The following is a 20,067-nucleotide window of genomic DNA, read 5'->3' as shown; positions in this document are numbered from 1 at the left end:
TAGTTAAAAAGATAAACAAATTATATCAATTAACGTAATAAAACTCACATTAGTTTTCTAAAAAAAAAGCTATACCAATTGATGATCAACCCTTTTTCAAAAGGTACTCTTTCAATTGCTGATAATCATTTTTGATCAAAATTGACACTTTCTCCTTAAGCAACAAACTTTCCAATTTGGCAGGTATAATTACCTTTTCTTTCAAAGTACGTTCAACCACATCGATAAACTTACAAGGATGTGCTGTTTCTAGAAAAACTCCCTGCATCTCAGGGGCCTCTCTAAGAGCAGCTTTCAAACCTAGGTAGCCTACGGCTCCATGCGGCTCTAGCGTATAACCAGTATCTTTATGAACTAAACGTATCGCTTCACGAGTTTCATCGTCAGTATAGCTAAAGCTTAATAAAGAAGATTTAAGCAAATCAAAATCCTTATTATGTAGCTGTTCTATACGTACAAAATTGCTTGGGTCACCCACATCCATAGCATTTGAAATAGTTTGAACCGAAGCTTTAGGAGAATAATTACCAGTTTGCAAATACTCGGTCACTACTTTATTGGCATTTGTTGAAGCTACAAACAAATCTATTGGCAACCCCAACTTTTTAGCAACCATTCCAGCACAAATGTTTCCAAAGTTACCGCTAGGAACTGAAACCACTAATTTCTTTGACTTATCCCTAAGTTGACGATAGGCAAAAAAGTAATAGAACATTTGTGGCAGCCAACGAGCAACATTAATTGAGTTTGCTGAAGTTAAATTAAGTACACTAGTCAGCTCTTCATCAAGAAAAGCTGTTTTTACCATTCGTTGGCAATCATCAAAAGTACCTTCAACTTCCAATGCACTAATATTCTGACCGAGGGTTGTCAGTTGTTTTTCCTGAATATCACTAACCTTCTTACTCGGGTAAAGAATTACCACATCCACACCTGGAACACCTAAAAAGCCATCTGCAACGGCGCCTCCGGTATCTCCTGATGTTGCAACCAAAACTGTGACCTTTTTCTCATCAAACTTTGAAAAAGCACCCAGACAGCGCGCCATAAAGCGAGCTCCTACATCTTTAAAAGCCAATGTTGGCCCATGAAAAAGCTCAAGCGAATACACATTAGGTTCGACTTGCACTAAAGGAAAGTCAAAACTGACAGTTTCAGCCACAATTCGCTTTAATTCTGCTTCACTTAACTCATCTCCTGCAAATTGCCTAACCGCTTCAAAAGCTATCTCTTCATGGCTATAACTCTCAATATTCTCAATAAAATCTTTGGACAAGGGAGTTATTGCCTCAGGAAAATATAAGCCTTTATCAGGAGCCAATCCACGTATTACCGCTTCACTGAATTTTACATTCGGAGCATTATGATTTAAACTATAGTAGTTCATGTTTTTCCTAATTTAAACTGATTAGTTCAATAGATCTTAGATCGTAGAAGAACTTGTTTTTGATCAGAATCTATGAAAGATTAACTAATAATTTTCACGCCCTCTTTATTCACTTTTGAGAGATGGATATCATATTCAATCCCTACCTTATCGTAAATTTCAGCCATCACCATTTTTACCCTTTCTCCGGTCTCTTGTCCGCGGCTAAGCATAAAAACAGAAGGACCTGAACCTGAAATCCCTCCTCCTAAAGCACCTGCTTCTTTTGATTTGAGCTTTACCTCTTGAAAAGCAGGAATCAAAATCGATCGAATCGGCTCAACAATTGCGTCTTCAAGAGATCGACTGATTAAATCATAGTCAGATTTCATTAAGCCGGCTACAAGTCCTCCCACATTACCCCACTGGCGAATAGCATCTTTCAGTAATACATTTCGCTTTAATATTTCACGTGCGTCAGAAGTTTTCACCTCAATTTGAGGGTGAATAACCGTAGCAAAAAGCTCATCAGGTGTATCAATACTAATAATATCCAGTGGTTGATAACTACGCACCAATGTGAAACCTCCGAAAATAGCAGGGGCAACATTATCAGCGTGAGCCGTACCTGAAGCCAACCGTTCGCCTTCCATGGCAAATCGAGCTAAATCTGTTTTTGAAAACGGGTCACCCAATAGTTTATTTGCCGCGACAACAGCTCCCGCTGAACTGGCAGCGCTGGAGCCAATACCGCTTCCTGGCTTTATCTTTTTGAAGATCTCTATTTCAAACCCCACTTCATCTTTTACCTCGTTTAACATTGAAAGCAAGGCCACTCCGGCCACATTTTTATTGGCATCAAGCGGAAGATTAAATCCTTCTGCTTTAACAATTTTAATTACTCTTTCATTGATACGACGCACAATCATTTCATCTCCCGGGCTATCCAAAGCAAAACCCATAACATCAAAACCACAGGCCACATTGGCAACAGTACCGGGAGAAAATATCTTTATTTCGTTCATTCGAATTATTTTTTGAGAAACAAACAGGTAGTAAACACACCTAACAACATGGTAGTTCGCCGTCTATCTATAAAACCGTTTTGATTATATCAGCAAAGATGCCTGACGCAGTAACATCGGCTCCCGCGCCTGCTCCTTTTACAATTAATGGTTGATCATGATAGCGATCGGTGGTAAACAAAACGATATTGTCTTTTCCGTCCAGCTTGTACAAAGGATGATCTGGAGCAACTGATCTTAAACCAACAGAAGCCTTTCCATTATCGTAAGAAGCCACAAACTTCAATTTTTCACCTTTTGTTTCTGCAACCTTGTATAAGTCATCGAAAACCTGTTTATGCTCTTTCAATTTCTCAAAAAAATCATCAACGGTTCCTTCAAGGCAATCTGCCGGCATAAATGGAACGGTTTCAATATCATCCATTTCCATTGCGACACCACTTTCTCTTATCAAGATCAATATTTTTCGTTTAACATCGGTACCAGTTAAGTCAATCCGCGGATCAGGCTCAGTGTAACCTTCGGCCTGTGCTTGGCGAACTATCTCATCAAAAGACACCTCTGCTTTAAAATTATTAAAGATGAAATTTAGACTCCCAGAAAGAACGGCTTCAATTTTACGGACACGGTCACCACTACGAACCATGTCATTTAATGTTCCGATAATTGGCAAACCGGCACCAACATTTGTTTCAAATAAGAACGAAACGTTATGATCCATTGCGGCTAGCTTTAGACTTCGATAATTCTGATATTCAGATGCGGCGGCAATTTTGTTACAGGTAACAACAGAAATACTGTTCTTTAAATAGTCTTTATACACACCTGCCACTTCTTCACTTGCCGAATTATCAACAAACACACTATTACGCATATTCTTTGCCTTGACATGCTTGGCAAATTCACTTAATGACATATTTTGCCCATTGGCCAACTGTTCTTTCCAGCTTTCAAGACAAATTCCCTCATCATCAAAAACCATCCTTTTCGAATTGGCTAATCCAACCACACGTACATTCAAACGCAGCTCTTCATTTAGAAATTTCACCTGCTTCCCAAGCTGATCGAGCAGTTTGCCACCAACATTACCAACACCTGCAATAAACAAATTCAATTGTTTAGTTGGAGTTTCGAAAAAGGCCTCGTGAATCACGTTAAGCGCTTTTTTCACATCCTTTTGATTAATTACAGTGGATATATTTTTCTCAGAAGATCCTTGCGCTATTGCCCTGATATTTACACCATTTCGACCTAAGGCACTAAACATTTTACCACTAACCCCGGCATGATTCTTCATCTTATCACCAATAAGGGCCACGATTGAGAGATCACGCTCAATCATTACCGGATCAACTTTTTTCACGCTGATTTCATAGGCAAACTCGCTATCTATAGCTGTCTTTGCTTTAATAACGTCGGCATCATTAATTGCCACACAAATTGAGTGCTCAGATGAACTTTGAGTAATTAAAATAACATTGACATTTTGATGAGCCAATGATTCAAAGAGTCTCTTCGAAAATCCGGGAACTCCAACCATACCACTTCCTTCCAAACTCAGCAAAGCAATTTTATCAATACTTGATATACCTTTTACCATAGTATCTTTACCATTGCTTTGTCCATTTTCATGAATCAAGGTACCTGAGTCATCAGGAGCAAAGGTGTTTTTTACCCAAACTGGAATTTTCTTTTCTAAAACAGGTTGAATAGTTGGCGGATAAATTACTTTGGCGCCAAAATGCGACAACTCAAACGCCTCGCCATAAGAAATTTGCTCAATGGGGTAAGCCTGAATAACCAGTCGTGGATCAGCAGTCATCATACCGCTAACATCTGTCCATATTTCCAACTCATCAGCATTTAAAGCTCCGGCAATAATCGCAGCAGTATAATCGGAACCTCCTCGGCCCAAAGTAGTGGTTTCACCACTTTCTGAGGAACCAACAAACCCAGGCAATACAGTTATATCGCTTGCTTGATTAAAATATTGCCATGCACGCAAATTGGTAGTTTCAAAATCAACCGATGCTTTTCCAAAACGAGCGTCAGTCTTTATCAGATCCCTTGAATCTTTCAAAGAAGCATTCAATCCATCTGACTTCATTTTCTCTGAAATGATGTATGAGGATAATAATTCTCCTTTTGACATTATCTTATCCAGAGTTTTAGCCGAAAGTTCACCAATCAGAAATACACCCTCGCAGGTATTTTCCAAATCATTCAATATCTTTTTCACTTGGCTTAAAACTGAACTCTGTCCTGCTATTGGAATGAGTTTTCGAACCTCTGCCAAATGACGGTTTTCTATCTCACTCAAAAGCTCTTTATAACTTTCTTCAGATTTTGAAGCGGCTGTTCCTGCCGCTATTAGCATATCAGTCACCCCTCTCAACGCTGAAACGACTACTGCAAGCTTATCTTCTTTTGATTTTTTCTTAACTATGGATACAACTTTTTCTATGTTTTCTGCCGATTCAACAGATGAGCCACCAAATTTTAAAACTCTCATAATTGTATAAAATAGACTTAGACCAAAACTTAAACTTCTGGCTTCTAAAAGGTAATGGATTGATTAACTTAATACAATGCCCTAAGGCGCGGAATTATATACTTATACCCCCAAAGGGGTAATAATTGTGGTGGTAATAATAGAAATAGCGCAAACAATCACCAGGGCGGTGATGGTTAAAGTATCAATATTTAATTGCGCGACTTTCACTATTATTAATTATCTAACGCAAACTTAAAACTTTTATTAACAATTCAAAATAAAACATTAATAATATGCAAATTTTAAAACATTATTTCGTAAACCATGCCCTTTTCATTCTCAAATCTAACCTCCGTTGGATAAGATACGGCCGGAATTTTAGTAGGAAACCAATGCCGGTTTAAAGTGGAAAGAATAAACAGCCCCCTATCATTACCCATTGCCACAAAATGATCAGATGCAGTAGAGGGAACGAAAACCTTAAGTTCATAGCGTTCTTTAAAATCCGCAATTGCAACATTAATATCACTAACAATAATTCCAATCTCACTTAAACTCAATAATGAATTTGCTGAAAATACTTCGGACACTTCGTTTTTAAGATTAAACCGCACTATAAACTCAACAATATTACCCACAGGATCAAAAAAGTAAATGGAACGAGCATTCCAATTAGTGAAATTTGCAATTTGATTCCCCACATTATCAACAGGCAATAAATTAACATAGTTGCCAATCCATTCTATTGCATTTTCAAGTTGGTTACAAGGAATATTAAAAGCAAAATGATAACAATAATTTAGCATGCTGTCTGCTTGTTCAAAAATCAGCATAGAATCTCCAATCTTAAACTGAATAACAGAATCATTGCTTTTTGAATAAAGCAGCCCCAGCTGTTTGCCGTAAAAAAGCTCAATGGCACTCAGGTTTCTTGTTTTCAGTTTAAGACTGTGTATTTTCATTCTATAAAGATTTGACCTTTCAAATACAATTTGGCAGTTCCTGCAACTTCAACCCTATCATCGAGCAATCTGCATTTTAAGTTGCCACCCCTTTTTGATAATTGTCGGGCATAAAAGGTGGTTTTATTTAATTTATTTGCCCAATAAGGCGTAAGCAAAGCGTGTGCAGAACCCGTTACCTGATCTTCATTAATTCCAGACTGTGGAGCAAAAAAACGAGAAACAAAATCAACTTCATCACCAATGGAAGTAACTATTACACCTCTTGCTTCTATCGTACTGATTACTTGCAGATCGAGCTTGAGTTGTTCAATTTCACTTTGAGTTTGTATTACCACCATGTAGTCAGTATTACCTTTCCACACTTCAACAATCGAACAATTTAATCCTTCAATTAGTTGCCACGGCACTTCTTCAACCCAAACCGGCTCATCTTTCGGAAAGTTTAGCACAAACATTTTATTTTCCTTCCTAACACTTATTCTTCCACTTTTTGTTTCAAATAAAATTTCATTTTTTGTATAGCCTAATTCATCGTACAGCACCAAGGCACAGGCAATCGTAGCATGTCCACATAACATCACCTCCACCTCTGGGGTAAACCACCGTAGTTCAAAATACTCTTCCTTGTTAACAAGAAAAGCGGTTGCAGAAAGATTATTTTCAGCCGCAATACAACCCAACTGTTTATCAGTTAGCCATTCATTCAAAATACATACTGCAGCAGGATTCCCCTTAAACAATTGAGAACTAAAGGCATCAACCTGATACATATCGATTGTCATAATTACATTCTTAAATTAAACAAAGCAAAAAGTAATCACGTAAAAGCATCGAAACGTTTTTTTTCGTAAATTATCAAAAAGCTTAAACATTTCCTGTATTGTTGAGTTACTTGAGTTATAGGAGGACTGATTATGTCTTTGTTTTCTACCTTGTTACAGCTACTTCCTGATGGCGGACCTGTTTACACCGAAACTAATTTAGATTACTTTATTGTTGAGCCATTTAATGCATTATCATGCCTTTTATTCGTAGTTATGACCATTTACTGGGCAATTAAGCTAAAGGGGCATTATAAAGATTTTTTGTTCCTTACCACATGTGTTACATTTTTAGGAATAGGAGCAATTGGAGGATTGTTCTACCATGCTTTCCGTAGGTCCCATGTATTTCTGCTAATGGATTGGATACCAATTTTGATTTTGTGCTTTATGGCTGGTGTATATCTGCTTTATAAAGTAACACGAAAGAGGTATTACACAGCTTCCATCATGTTAGCCGCGCTCATAATTATGAGTGTCATCTGGAAATTCAGCACAGTAGAAAATAACCATTCAGCAATCAACATAAATTATGGATTTATGGCGGCAATAGTTGTGGGACCAACTTTTTCACACCTTATCATAAACAATTTCTATAAATGGATATACCCGGCATTAGCACTGGTTTCTTTTGGCCTGGGGCTTTTTTTTCGCATTGCTGATAACTGGGTAATTCTGCCCATGGGCACCCATTTCTTATGGCATACCTTCGGAGCAATAGCTGCCAATTTCATGTTCATATATCTTTATAAAATTGATGGTGGAGATGGACGATCGGATGATCTTGAAAGCAGAATGATGGGACTTTAATTCAAAGAAAAAGGGCCCGCATTACACAGACCCTTTATATTTGATTTTTAGTTTTGATGGTTCTATTCTTGCATTCTTCCACCTTTGAAGAAATAACGTTTAAAGTAAGGGTCATTCAAGTCGGAGATACTTACTCCCTTTGACGAGGATGAATGAGCAAACTTACCATTGCCTAAATAAACGCCTATATGCGAAATATACTTTTTACCCATTTTAAAGAAAACGAAATCTCCTTCTTTTAAATCTTCTTTATCTACAGGCCTTACATTTTTGTAAATATCTCTAGATGAGGCACCTCCCAAAAACGTATTGTATACAGCATCGTACACTTTGTTCACAAAACGAGAACAATCAATCCCATTTCTCGTGTTTCCTCCAAAACGATAAGGGGTACCCAACCAGTCGTAAATAAAGTCGAATAACTTTGTATTTGCTTTTGAAGCTAAACTAAATCCGAACAGTTGTGAATAGTACAGATATCCTAACGAATCAGGGTCTGAAACTTCTTTTTGTTGTTCAGGTTTTGATGAAAACAAATCCTTTATTGCTTTCGACTGCGCACTCACTGCATTGGCCGAAATAACGAAAACTAATAAGAGTAGTATTTTTTTCATGCCATCCAGATTAATCGTTTCAAAACTAAAATTTATTACTCGTTACTTCAAGTTATAAGTTAAAACCGTGCCGAAACAGGCGGTAACTTACCGTAGCACTTTTTACGATGCTCAACCATAAAAGTTACATATTTATTACATTTTCAACAGCTTGGTTTCGCTTTACAACTTTGCTATAAACGAGCCCTTATTTTAAAATATTATCTAAGTAATGCAGATAAAGGTATTCACATTTACATTTTACTTTTTTATTGATACATTTGCAATCGCAAAAATTAAAAGCTGATAAACTTTAAGAATGAGTTCTATAGCAATCACTAAAGAAACTTATCTGCAATGGTACGAGCAAATGTACCTGATGAGAAAGTTTGAAGAACGTTCTGGTCAACTATACGGCCAGCAAAAAATCAGAGGATTTTGTCACTTATACATAGGTCAGGAAGCCGTAGCCGCAGGGGCTTTGTCAGCTACTTTACCGAAGGATGGGTTTATTACCGCCTACCGTGACCATGCTTTAGCTTTAGGCAAGGGGGTTTCAGCACGCGAGTGTATGGCTGAATTGTATGGTAAAGAAACCGGTTGTTCAAAAGGGAAAGGTGGATCAATGCACTTTTTCTCTAAAGAGCATAATTTTTACGGAGGACATGGGATTGTTGGAGGACAGATTCCTTTAGGAGCGGGGATTGCCTTTGCTTCTCAATATAAAGGAGATGATGCGGTTTGTTTATGTTTTATGGGAGACGGAGCGGTTCGTCAGGGAGCGCTTAACGAGACCTTTAACATGGCTATGATTTGGAATATTCCGGTAATCTTTATCTGCGAAAACAACGGTTATGCTATGGGAACTTCAGTGCAACGCACTACCAACATGCCTGATATTTACAAAATAGGCTTAGGTTTTGACATGCCTTCTGAACCAGTTGACGGCATGAGCTGTGAAGCAGTTCACGAAGCTATTGATCGTGCTGTTCAACGTGCACGCGCAGGAGAAGGACCTTCATTCCTTGAAATCCGCACTTATCGTTACAAAGGCCATTCAATGTCAGATCCGGCTAAGTACCGTACTAAAGAAGAGGTAGAAGAATACAAAGCAAAAGATCCGGTTGAGCAGGTAAAAAATACTATTCTTACCAACAAATATGCTGATGAAGCATGGTTTGAAGAAATTGAAGCTAAAGTGAAAGAGATTGTTGAAGATTCGGTAAAATTTGCAGAAGAATCAAACTATCCTGACCCATCTGAGCTTTACAAAGATGTTTACGTTCAGGAAGACTACCCATACGTTATGGACTAATTAATTACAAGTTAAGGGTTATGAAGAAATCATAACCCTTAACTTGTAACTCGCAATAAGAAATTTTGAGTTATGGGTGCTGAGCGAAGGGGGCTTACCATTCGTAACTCTTACTTTATAAGCACAACACAACAACTATTCTAATTAAAAGAAATATGGCTGAAGTAGTACGCATGCCAAAAATGAGCGATACCATGACCGAAGGGGTTTTGGCAAAATGGCATAAAAAAGTTGGTGACAAGGTGAAAGCTGGCGATGTAGTTGCCGAAGTAGAAACTGACAAAGCTACCATGGATTTTGAATCGTTTCAAGAAGGCACCTTATTATACATTGGTGTAGAAGAAGGCCAAGCAGTCCCGGTTGATGCTGTTATTGCCGTTTTGGGTGCAGAAGGTGAAGATTATAAATCAGCTTTAGAAGCTGGAGGTGGAAATGGTTCAGCAAACGCAACCGCCTCTGTTACCCCAGCTGCAACAACTCCTGCACCAGCCGCAGTTCAAAGCAGTACCCCAACTGTAACGCCAGAATCTTTAGGAGCTACTGTAATTCGAATGCCTTTATTGAGTGACACTATGACGGAGGGTGTTATCAATAAATGGTATAAGCAAGTGGGAGATACGATTAAATCTGATGATACCATTGCAGACGTAGAAACCGACAAAGCCACAATGGAAGTAACTGCGTATGCAGAAGGAACATTATTATATGTTGGCGTAAAAGAGGGTGAAGCTGCTAAGGTTAACGATATTATCGCAATTGTTGGCAAGCCAGGAACTGATGTTGCACCGTTATTGCAAGCAGCTCCTGCCGGAACAGCCTCAAAAACTGAGACAACACAGACTATCACTACACAAACATCTGCGCCAAAAGAAACAGCAACTTCTGCATCAACAGATGGAAGGGTAAAAGCTTCTCCTTTAGCTCGTAAAATTGCCCAGGACAAAGGAATTGATCTTTCTCAAGTTAAAGGAAGTGCAGAAGGCGGCCGTATTGTTAAAAAAGATATTGAAAGCTTCTCTCCAACTGCAGCACCTGCTCAAGCTAAGGTTGCCGCTACTACCGGCACACCAGCTTCAGTTTCTGCTCCAGCAGTATACGGACAAGAAAGCTTTACAGAGGTTCCGGTAACACAAATGCGCAAAACCATTGCTCGTCGTTTATCAGAAAGCTTATTTACCGCACCACATTTTTACCTTACCATGTCAATTGATATGGATCAAGCAATTGAAGCGCGTAAACGAATCAATGAGCTAGGAACTGTTAAAGTTTCGTTTAACGATATTGTATTGAAAGCTGTAGCAGTTGCATTGAAAAAACACCCTAAAGTAAACTCAAGTTGGTTAGGCGACAAGATCCGTTACAACAACCATGTGAACATTGGAGTAGCAGTAGCTGTTGAAGATGGCTTATTAGTTCCAGTAGTTCGTTTTGCTGACACTAAATCGCTTTCAACTATTTCTGCAGAAGTAAAAGAATATGCTCAAAAAGCAAAAGATAAAAAATTACAACCAGCAGATTGGGAGGGTTCTACCTTTACAATTTCTAACTTGGGTATGTATGGTATTGACCAGTTCACAGCTATTATCAATCCACCTGATGCTTGTATTTTAGCAGTTGGAGGGATTAGTCAGGTACCAGTTGTTAAGAACGGTCAAGTTATTCCAGGTAATGTAATGAAAGTCACTTTATCTTGTGACCACCGCGTTGTAGATGGAGCTACAGGGTCTGAATTCTTGCAAACCCTTAAAGGTTTATTAGAAGAACCGCTTCGTTTATTAGTGTAAAGAAAAAAAGTTTGATACATAAAAAATACCTCGTTAATAATTATAACGAGGTATTTTTTTAATAGAGTTTATTAGTCTATAGCAATTCTGAAAGAGTTTCTAGTTTCATCCCACGAGAACCTTTTACTAATATGTTGGCATTTTCAACAGGGTGGGTTCTTAAATATGATGCAGCCTCTTCTGTTGTTTCAAAAAACTTAAATTCTGAAGCATCCTTTAGGCCATAAAAATGTTTCCCTACTAAAATAGCATTATTAATACCTTCAGCTTTAAGCTGATTAATAACTTTCAAATGCTCCTCTGAACTATATTCACCGAGTTCAAACATATCAGCCAAAATAGCAAGCTTATTTACCGCCTTATTATGTGCAAAATTGCTTATCGCTGCAGCCATACTGCTTGGATTAGCATTATAGAAATCGCAGATCAGGGAATTCTTGGCTGTCTTTAATGCTTGTGACCGATTATTCTTAGGATAATAACTTTCTACTCCGGCTTTAATCTGATCGGAAGTTAAACCAAAGTAGTGACCTATGCAGATAGCTGCCAGCACATTCTCAAAATTATAGCCGCCAACCAAGTTACTTTTAACAGTTTGCCACTCATTAGCCTCAGCAGTAGACCAGTCTAACGTAACGGTATCTTCACTTAAATTATGCTTACGACCACGAACTGTATTTTCAGCTCCTTCTCCATAATGAACAACACGCTTTAGAGTCGATGCCATTTCCATCAAGTAGTTGTTGTCTTTATTGACAAACGCAAGCCCATTATTTTCAAGAAGATGGTCATACAATTCCTTTTTACCTTTCATAACACCTTCAAAACCACCAAATCCTTCCAAATGCGCTTTTCCAACATTTGTAATTATACCAAATTCCGGATTAGCTATACTTGACAACAATGCAATCTCTCGCTGATGATTTGCACCCATTTCAATTATTGCAAAATCAACACTTCCATCGATTGCCAGAATTGTCAATGGCACACCAATATGATTATTCAGATTACCCACGGTGGCATGCGTTTTGAATTTTTGAGAGAGCACCGAATTAATCAGTTCTTTAGTTGTAGTTTTTCCATTAGTACCAGTGATTCCTAAAAAAGGAATTTTGAGTTGATTGCGATGACACTTCGCAAGTTCCTGTAAAGTACATAAAGCATCCTCAACCAAAATAAAGCGTTCATTTTCTTTATATTCTTTTTCATCAATAATTGCATACACTGCCCCGTTTTCAAGCGCTTGTTTAGCAAATTGATTGGCGTTGAAATTATCTCCCTTTAATGCAAAGAAAATACTGTTTGGAGTTATCTTCCTTGTATCAGTACTGATTACTGGGTACTCCTTATAAAGATTATATATCGACTCTATGTTCATGTTAAATTTTGATGCTAAGATAATCAAATTGAAAATTCGAATATCGATTGAAGCCCCTAATCAATTTTCACAAATTTAAAAAGGCTCCCCGTAATTGGGGAGCCTTCAAATAACTAATATTTATATGATCTTACTTGCTTTTGAAATTAGGACGTTTGGTTTTTCCAACTCCTGGAGCACCTACACGACCCATCGCACAACGGAAACCAACCTCTGCTGAAGATGAATCTTGGTCCATAAAGCGGCGAGCACCTGGAGTTAACCAATAAGCTCTATCATTCCATGATCCTCCTTTATAAACTCTAGAACGGTTATTTACCAATGAGGTCTTACCATATCCATACATTGTAGACTCATCACCGTAGTCACGGACATCATATTTCTTAGTGATCTTCGTTCCGTCAATTAATCTACCTGCAGTATCTGGAACTCTTGGAATACGACCTAAACTATCCTTTTTCGCATAAGCACCTTTACCCTCTTTTTGCTTTACGGTAAACTGGTTACCACGGAATGGGTTTTGATCGCTTATATCTTCAAATGAAAGTGGACGGTACACATCTTGCACCCACTCGTTCACGTTTCCAGCCATACAGAACAATCCGTAGTCATTTGGCATATAGCTCTTAACCGGAGCTGTAATGTCAGCATTATCGTTCAAATAACCAGCAACACCGGTATTATCACCTCTACCACGTTTAAAGTTGGCTAAGAATAAACCTTGAGTTTTACCTTGTGAGCTACGTAAGGTTAAGCCATTCCAAGGATATAATTTTTTCTCTTCAATATTCTCATACTTAACATTTCCCTTTAAAGCTAAAGCGGCATACTCCCACTCAGCTTCTGAAGGTAAACGATATGCTCCTGGCAATAGAATACCATCTGAATAACGAACAGAACGAGTTTTATTAGTTGCGTTTGGATCTAGGTTTTTAACGTTTTTCTTAACTGTACCCTCGTATTGACCTGCATAATAAGCATCAGTATTAAAGCTGTTAGCATCCGTTTGGTTTGGCTCAGCCTTTAAAATACCTTTATTCACCAAAATAGCTTCGTTGGCACGGTCAGTTCTCCAAATACAATATTCGTTTGCCTGACTCCAGCTAACTCCAACCACAGGATAATCAGCAAAAGCAGGATGACGTAAATAGTTATCTACATATGGCTCATTATAAGCCAATGGCTTTCTCCAAACCATTGTATCAGGCAATGCGCGCTCATAAACTTCAGGATAGCCTTTGTAAACACGAGCTAACCAGTATAAGTACTCCAGCCAGTCGATATTACGAACTTCCGTTTCGTCCATATAAAACGATGTTACTGTAACACGTTTTTCTGTGTTATCATTGTCATAGCCAAGGTCCTGTTCCAAGGCACCCATAACAAATGTTCCGCCCTCAATGGCCACTAAGCCTGGACCTAGTTGGTCTTTTTTGTATGAAACTTTTTGAAAGCCTCCGTTTTTAGAGTCATTGTAGTTCCAGCCAGTTGTTGACGATCGTTCTTTCTTGTTACAAGCAACAAACGATAACGGCAATCCTAGGGCGCAAGCTAGTATAAGATATCGTGTAGTCTTTTTCATCCTGCTTGAATAGTAGTGGTTATGTTAGGTTTCGATTTAATTTAACTCAAAGCTATAAATTTTCTTTATAGTTTAAAAAGTATCCAAGTCAATTATACGTTCTAATCATTAAATAAGTTGCAATTTAGATTGGTTTCTTTATTATTAAAATTTTCTTTGAATTTAGATTTTTTATTGCACATTTAACAATGTATCAAATTATTATTATAAAACTATAAAATTTTAATTTATTCCTCATTTTTGCAAAAGCCGTTTTGTCATTCAACAAATAAATTTAATATTGCAACCAAAGTATGAATATCATTAAAAAGCGTTTGCTTTTAACCATCTCCATTGCAGGTTTTTGGACGTTTCCATCTTATGCGCAAGGCATTGGAGATGGAGGTTTAATCCAAACTGATGGCAAACGAGTAAATTCTATTACAACTGCCGTACCATTTTTATTAATTGGTCCTGACTCACGTGCGGGAGCAATGGGAGATGCGGGTGTAGCCAGTTCTCCTGACGCTAGCTCGATGCATTGGAATCCGGCTAAATATGCCTTTGCAAAAGAAAAGGGTGGAATAGGCATTGATTATAGCCCCTGGCTTAAATCTCTGGGTATTCAAGATATAAATTTGGCATATCTATCCGGGTACTATAAACTTGATAACCGCCAAACAATTGCTTCTTCTTTTCGATACTTTTCACTTGGGGAATTAATTTTTACGGATAATACAGGTCAAGAATTTGGTCAGTACAATCCTAGTGAGTATGCTATTGATGCAGCCTATATAAGGAATTTAAGCGATCTGTTTTCTATTGCATTAGCGGCCCGTTTTATCCATTCTAACCTAGGATCTGGCAATGTAAATGGTAATGATTTTAATCCCGGCAATGCCTTTGCCTGCGACGTTGCTGTTTATTATAATAAAAATGTTTCACTCTTTAATACTGATGCCAATGTTGCCTGGGGAGTAAACATTTCAAACATCGGCACTAAAATGCAATATGGTACATTAAAAAATTTCTTACCTACCAATTTGAGAATAGGAGGAGCTTCGACCTTTAAGATTAATGAGACAAATTCATTAAGTGTAACAATTGATTTTAACAAATTGCTAGTTCCTACTAACCCAATTGTTGACGAAGAAGGGACTATTGTGGCTGGAGAAGACCCTAACAAAACCGTCCCCGGAGGCATTTTCGGCTCATTTAGTGACGCCCCCGGAGGATTTAAAGAAGAAATGCAAGAAATCAATATAGCTAGCGGTTTAGAATATTGGTTTAATAATATTGTGGCATTAAGAGGGGGCTATTTCTATGAAAATCCAAACAAAGGCAACCGCCAATATTTCACTTTAGGGGCGGGATTAAAATATGAAGACATTGGATTTGATTTCGCTTATCTTATCCCTGGTAAGCAAAACAATCCACTAGAAAGAACAATACGATTTTCTTTAATTTATAATTTTGGCAAAAAACCCGCCGCGTTATAAAAAATTCTGCTTAAAATACTAAAGTCCATTTTAGCAATGGGCTTTTTTTATGCCCATACTTTTGTTGATTAGTTTTGCATATTTGCCCCAAATTTCGACTGATGAATTTTAGAATAGGTTACGGTTTTGATGTACATCAATTAGTTGATGGACATCCTTTTTATTTGGGAGGAGTAAAGCTTGAAGCAGAAAAAGGAGCCTTTGGGCACTCTGACGCTGATGTGCTTTTACATGCCTTGTGCGATGCTTTATTAGGAGCTGCCAACTTACGCGACATTGGCTTCCATTTCAAAAACACAGATGATCGGTGGAAAGGAATAAGTAGTTTGATTTTGCTGGAAGAAACCATGAAACTACTAAACAACAAAGGATATAAAGTTGGGAACGTCGATTGTACTGTTTGTTTGGAAGCCCCCAAAGTAAATCCTCATATTCCTGCTATGCAGAAAGCCATTGCTGAAAAATTGGGCATAGATGAAGATGCGGTTTCTATTAAAGCTACAACGAATGAAAAGTTGGGCTTTATTGGGCGGGAAGAAGGAGTTACAGCTTCTGCAGTAGCCCTTATTTATAAGTAAACTAAATAGTTCATAGATTAATTACCCCCTGAGTTTGTCAAAATCTATGAACTATTTTCTATACACTATTTAAAATCCGCGTTGTCTCATAGCCTCAAAGGCTAAAATTGCAGTACAGGTTGAAACATTCAAAGAATCAATTTGACCCCGCATTGGGATTTTAATTTGTTTATCAGCATTATTTAGCCATTTATCTGTCAATCCGGTTGCCTCAGTTCCCATTATGATGGAGCAAGGCTTAGTCATATCAGTATTATGATATAACTCTGTTGCCGTTAAAGCGGCGGCATAACTGGTAATTCCTTTTGCTTTTAGCCACTCTAACACTTCATCGCTTGTTGAGGCCACCACTTGGGTTGTAAATACACAACCAACACTTGAACGAATTGCATTCGGATTGTAAATATCAGTTTTCGGATCACAAACAATAACTGCATCAACTTTAGCGGCATCAGCTGTACGCAAAATTGCACCTAAATTGCCCGGTTTTTCTACAGCTTCAAGAATAATAAGAAAAGGGTTTTCCGGCAATTTCAATGTTTGAAGAGTTAAGTACTGAGGTTCGGCAACGATAATTAATCCATCAGAACCCTCTCGGTAAGCAATTTTATCAAAAACTTCTTTGCTTATGTAGAAAATATCCCTCTGATTTACTCCCTCAACCCGTTTCTGGCCCCAAACATCCAAGCAAACAAACAATGTCCTAATTTTAAACCCTGCATTTAAGGCTAATCCCAGCTCACGGCTACCTTCAAAAACGATCAGATTCTGCTTTCTACGTTCTGCAGATTTCTCCTGCAGTTTCAGTACATTTTTTATTTTGTGGTTTTGAGCAGAAGTAATTATGTCAATCATCCTTATTTAAACTTAAATGGCAAGAATTGCTGCAAAGGTAGCAACTGATTTGGCTAATAATTATAGAGGGTCCATTTATTTAGAAAAGCTACAAGCTCCTTAAATAATTTTCACTAAGTGTGTAACCTAAACAAGTAGATTGCAGTCATAGTATTCAGATCGATTGCAATTACGATTTGATAATAAATAAAATTTAACCACTTAAATATAATAGAAATCATGGAAGGTATATTAGTCCCAATTTTAATTTCGTTAGGTGCATTTTTAATGGTATTTGGCCTTCGATATTTGGAAAATAAAGAAAGAATGGCAATGATTGAACGCGGTATGGATCCTGGGGTTAGAAAGAAAAACACCAATCCTGCCGGAACTTTAAAATGGGGATTGCTGTTTATCGGCGTAGGTGTAGGCTTATTAACTGCACTTATTTTGACCCAATATGTATTTGTAGGAATGGATGACGATCTGTATTCAGCAGTATATTTTGGAATGATCTTTATTTGTGGCGGGATAGGCTTATTAAGAGCTTATTCTCTTACCAAAAAAGAGCATCAAGAAGAGAAAACAGCAGAGAAACAATCAGCTTATTAATTAAAAACTACTCCGACTAACAAACGGAGCCTGTAAGAGAATATCTTAAAGGCTCCGTTTGTCATACTTTGCCTTTAGGTACTACCATCACTGTAAGGCGACTTAAGCAATTCATTTTCCCCTGTTCATTATACATTTTGATTTCCCAAACGTGCACTGTAGCGCCTATTCTTATAGGAGCGCAAACACCTGTTACAAAACCTGAGCGCACCGCTTTAAGATGATTTGCATTTACTTCAATACCAACACAATCATATTTTAATGGGTCAACACATAGTACAGAAGCAACACTTCCCAATGTTTCAGCCAATACCACTGACGCTCCTCCATGTAAAAGACCATAAGGCTGATGCGTACGAGCATCAACAGGCATAGTTGCCTTTAAATAATCATCCCCTATTTCAGTAAAAGTAATATCCAATAACGATCCAATATGGTTTTTATCACCATATCGCTGATTTATTTGTTCTACAGTAATCGGACTTTTCCAAATCATTTCAATACACGTTTAGTTAAACTCTAATAAAATTGGTTGTATGTTTGAATAGTTAATTGATAACGCAAAGTAAAAAAAACGCCACCCAGAATGAATCCAAGCGGCGCTTCATTATCAAAACAATTCTTTTATCCTTTTTTTACCTCTTTGGCCCATGAATCTTTCAAAGTAACGGTGCGGTTAAACACCAATTGTTCTGGCGTAGAATCTTTATCCAATACAAAATATCCCTTACGGATAAATTGAAAGCGATGCTCGGGATTGAAGTCGTTGGCCAATGCAGGCTCAATATAAGCCTGTTTTATAATTTGTAAACTTTCAGGATTGATATAATCCTTAAAGTCTCCCTCTTCATTAGCCGGATTTTCAACTTTAAACAAACGCTCATACAAACGAACCTCAGCAGTTTTAGCATGTTGAACACTTACCCAGTGAATTGTACCTTTAACATTTATACCACTTGTATCATTTCCGGATTTAGAATTAGGAGCATATGTACAATGTATTTCAGTAACATTACCATTTGCATCCTTTACAAAATCATTGCAAGTTACAATATAGGCATGCTTCAAACGGGTTGACAAACCAGGACCTAGACGGAAAAACTTCTTAGGCGGATTTTCCATAAAATCTTCACGCTCAATCCATAATTCATGACTAAAAGGTAATTCACGAGATCCTTCTCCTCCTTCAACTTCTGGATTATTTTCACCCTCCAATACTTCAACCTGCCCCTCTGGATAATTGGTAATCACCATTTTTATAGGATCAAGAACAGCCATTCTTCTCCAGGAAGTCTTGTTCAGGTCCTCTCGAATGCAAAATTCCAATAAACTAACATCAATAATATTTTCTCGCTTTTGAATACCAATGCGTTCACAAAACTCACGAATTGACGCTGGCGTATAACCACGACGACGTAATCCGCTTATTGTAGGCATTCGAGGATCATCCCAACTCTCAACAAAACCTTCATTCACCAATTGTAACAGTTTCCGCTTGCTCATCACGGTATAGTTCATATTTAAACGAGCAAACTCATATTGTCTTGACGGAAATATTTCCAACTTATCAATAAGCCAGTCGTATAACGGACGATGCGGAACAAACTCCAGAGTACAAATTGAATGGGTTATTTGTTCAATTGAATCACTTTGGCCATGAGCAAAGTCATACATAGGGTAAATACACCACTTATCACCAGTACGATGATGATGAGCATGCTTAATCCTATAAATAATTGGGTCACGCATGTGCATGTTCGGAGATGCCATATCAATTTTGGCACGTAACACCTTTTCACCATCCTTGTATTTGCCAGCTTTCATCTCGGCAAACAGTCGATGGTTTTCTTCCACACTTCTTTCACGATAAGGACTTGGAGTACCTGGTTCTGAAGGGTTACCTTTTTGCGCCGCAATTTCTTCAGATGTAGAATCATCAACATAAGCCAAACCTTTGCTGATTAGTGTCACAGCATAATCATAAAGCTGATCAAAGTAATCAGAAGTATACAGCTCTTCAGCCCAATTAAAGCCCAACCACTTAACGTCTTCCTTAATACTTTCTACGTATTCAGTATCTTCAGTGACTGGATTAGTGTCATCAAAACGAAGGTTGGTCTTGCCATTATATTCTTGCGCCAAACCAAAATTAAGGCAGATGGACTTTGCATGCCCGATATGTAAATAGCCATTAGGTTCAGGAGGGAAACGAGTTAATACACGTCCATCATGTTTTTTTTCGGCTAAATCTTTTTCAACAATTTCTTCTAAGAAGTTAAGCGACCGTTCTTCACTCATAAATTAACATCAGTAATAAAATGCAAATATAGTAGAGTTATGCATTCATTAAGATCATTTTTAATTGGTTTCAGTTACAATCTATTACAAGCTTACCTGAAAAAAATTACATTTGTATCCTATACGCCGGTAGA

General features: G+C 37.7%; 17 protein-coding genes. 6 read left to right on the top strand and 11 right to left on the bottom strand.

Features of this window, described 5'->3' with window-relative positions:
* Nucleotides 1-85: 85 nt before the first annotated feature.
* From thrC to L2B55_RS02960, 5 genes are all read right to left on the bottom strand, one after another.
* The gene (thrC, locus tag L2B55_RS02980) at nucleotides 86-1,387 is read right to left on the bottom strand and encodes a threonine synthase (protein WP_237848807.1); all 1,302 of its coding nucleotides are present in this window, start codon (nucleotides 1,385-1,387) and stop codon (nucleotides 86-88) included.
* Nucleotides 1,388-1,467: 80 nt separating this feature from the next.
* Entirely contained in the window at nucleotides 1,468-2,391 is a 924-nt protein-coding gene (locus L2B55_RS02975) for a homoserine kinase (protein WP_237848806.1), read from the bottom strand.
* A gap of 67 nt (nucleotides 2,392-2,458) precedes the next feature.
* The gene (gene thrA / locus L2B55_RS02970) at nucleotides 2,459-4,903 is read right to left on the bottom strand and encodes a bifunctional aspartate kinase/homoserine dehydrogenase I (RefSeq protein WP_237848805.1); all 2,445 of its coding nucleotides are present in this window, start codon (nucleotides 4,901-4,903) and stop codon (nucleotides 2,459-2,461) included.
* Nucleotides 4,904-5,187: 284 nt separating this feature from the next.
* The gene (locus tag L2B55_RS02965; protein ID WP_237848804.1) at nucleotides 5,188-5,847 is read right to left on the bottom strand and encodes a VOC family protein; all 660 of its coding nucleotides are present in this window, start codon (nucleotides 5,845-5,847) and stop codon (nucleotides 5,188-5,190) included.
* Complete coding sequence (locus tag L2B55_RS02960) at nucleotides 5,844-6,632, bottom strand: PhzF family phenazine biosynthesis protein (protein WP_237848803.1); 789 nt, start codon at nucleotides 6,630-6,632, stop codon at nucleotides 5,844-5,846. The genes L2B55_RS02965 and L2B55_RS02960 overlap by 4 nt, the downstream gene beginning before the upstream one ends.
* 132 nt (nucleotides 6,633-6,764) lie before the next feature.
* Here L2B55_RS02960 and L2B55_RS02955 point away from each other — a divergent pair, with 132 nt between their 5' ends.
* Complete coding sequence (locus tag L2B55_RS02955; protein WP_237848802.1) at nucleotides 6,765-7,481, top strand: hypothetical protein; 717 nt, start codon at nucleotides 6,765-6,767, stop codon at nucleotides 7,479-7,481.
* A 62-nt stretch (nucleotides 7,482-7,543) separates the two neighbouring features.
* Here the strand turns inward: L2B55_RS02955 and L2B55_RS02950 are convergent, their stop codons facing one another.
* Nucleotides 7,544-8,095: a C40 family peptidase gene (locus L2B55_RS02950; RefSeq protein ID WP_237848801.1), complete on the bottom strand. Its 552-nt coding sequence runs from the start codon at nucleotides 8,093-8,095 to the stop codon at nucleotides 7,544-7,546.
* A gap of 298 nt (nucleotides 8,096-8,393) precedes the next feature.
* Here L2B55_RS02950 and pdhA point away from each other — a divergent pair, with 298 nt between their 5' ends.
* Both pdhA and L2B55_RS02940 read left to right on the top strand, forming a co-directional pair.
* Nucleotides 8,394-9,389 carry a pyruvate dehydrogenase (acetyl-transferring) E1 component subunit alpha gene (gene pdhA, locus L2B55_RS02945; protein ID WP_237848800.1) on the top strand — a complete coding sequence of 332 codons (996 nt, stop codon included), beginning with the start codon at nucleotides 8,394-8,396 and terminating at the stop codon, nucleotides 9,387-9,389.
* Between the two features lie 155 nt (nucleotides 9,390-9,544).
* Nucleotides 9,545-11,173 (top strand): pyruvate dehydrogenase complex dihydrolipoamide acetyltransferase, encoded by a 1,629-nt coding sequence (locus L2B55_RS02940; RefSeq protein WP_237848799.1) that lies wholly within the window; start codon nucleotides 9,545-9,547, stop codon nucleotides 11,171-11,173.
* Between the two features lie 76 nt (nucleotides 11,174-11,249).
* Here the strand turns inward: L2B55_RS02940 and L2B55_RS02935 are convergent, their stop codons facing one another.
* The gene (locus L2B55_RS02935; protein WP_237848798.1) at nucleotides 11,250-12,551 is read right to left on the bottom strand and encodes a UDP-N-acetylmuramoyl-tripeptide--D-alanyl-D-alanine ligase; all 1,302 of its coding nucleotides are present in this window, start codon (nucleotides 12,549-12,551) and stop codon (nucleotides 11,250-11,252) included.
* 130 nt (nucleotides 12,552-12,681) lie between these two features.
* Nucleotides 12,682-14,133, bottom strand: coding sequence for an SUMF1/EgtB/PvdO family nonheme iron enzyme (locus tag L2B55_RS02930; protein WP_237848797.1), 1,452 nt, complete (start codon nucleotides 14,131-14,133; stop codon nucleotides 12,682-12,684).
* Between the two features lie 293 nt (nucleotides 14,134-14,426).
* Here L2B55_RS02930 and porV point away from each other — a divergent pair, with 293 nt between their 5' ends.
* Both porV and ispF read left to right on the top strand, forming a co-directional pair.
* Nucleotides 14,427-15,611 carry a type IX secretion system outer membrane channel protein PorV gene (gene porV, locus L2B55_RS02925; protein WP_237848796.1) on the top strand — a complete coding sequence of 395 codons (1,185 nt, stop codon included), beginning with the start codon at nucleotides 14,427-14,429 and terminating at the stop codon, nucleotides 15,609-15,611.
* Nucleotides 15,612-15,712: 101 nt separating this feature from the next.
* Entirely contained in the window at nucleotides 15,713-16,189 is a 477-nt protein-coding gene (gene ispF, locus L2B55_RS02920; RefSeq protein WP_237848795.1) for a 2-C-methyl-D-erythritol 2,4-cyclodiphosphate synthase, read from the top strand.
* A 69-nt stretch (nucleotides 16,190-16,258) separates the two neighbouring features.
* On the opposite strand, the gene L2B55_RS02915 is transcribed toward ispF, so the two are convergent.
* Nucleotides 16,259-17,044 carry a TrmH family RNA methyltransferase gene (locus L2B55_RS02915; RefSeq protein ID WP_237848794.1) on the bottom strand — a complete coding sequence of 262 codons (786 nt, stop codon included), beginning with the start codon at nucleotides 17,042-17,044 and terminating at the stop codon, nucleotides 16,259-16,261.
* A 219-nt stretch (nucleotides 17,045-17,263) separates the two neighbouring features.
* Here L2B55_RS02915 and L2B55_RS02910 point away from each other — a divergent pair, with 219 nt between their 5' ends.
* Nucleotides 17,264-17,635: a DUF6249 domain-containing protein gene (locus L2B55_RS02910; protein WP_237848793.1), complete on the top strand. Its 372-nt coding sequence runs from the start codon at nucleotides 17,264-17,266 to the stop codon at nucleotides 17,633-17,635.
* A 61-nt stretch (nucleotides 17,636-17,696) separates the two neighbouring features.
* Here the strand turns inward: L2B55_RS02910 and L2B55_RS02905 are convergent, their stop codons facing one another.
* The gene (locus L2B55_RS02905) at nucleotides 17,697-18,131 is read right to left on the bottom strand and encodes a hotdog fold thioesterase (protein WP_237848792.1); all 435 of its coding nucleotides are present in this window, start codon (nucleotides 18,129-18,131) and stop codon (nucleotides 17,697-17,699) included.
* A 128-nt stretch (nucleotides 18,132-18,259) separates the two neighbouring features.
* Nucleotides 18,260-19,933 (bottom strand): glutamine--tRNA ligase/YqeY domain fusion protein, encoded by a 1,674-nt coding sequence (locus L2B55_RS02900; protein ID WP_237848791.1) that lies wholly within the window; start codon nucleotides 19,931-19,933, stop codon nucleotides 18,260-18,262.
* Between the last annotated feature and the right edge of the window lie 134 nt (nucleotides 19,934-20,067).

The organism is Solitalea lacus (assembly GCF_022014595.1).
In the GTDB taxonomy this organism is placed as follows: Bacteria; Bacteroidota; Bacteroidia; order Sphingobacteriales; family Sphingobacteriaceae; genus Solitalea; species Solitalea lacus.
This window is presented reverse-complemented; position numbering and strand designations above follow the sequence as displayed.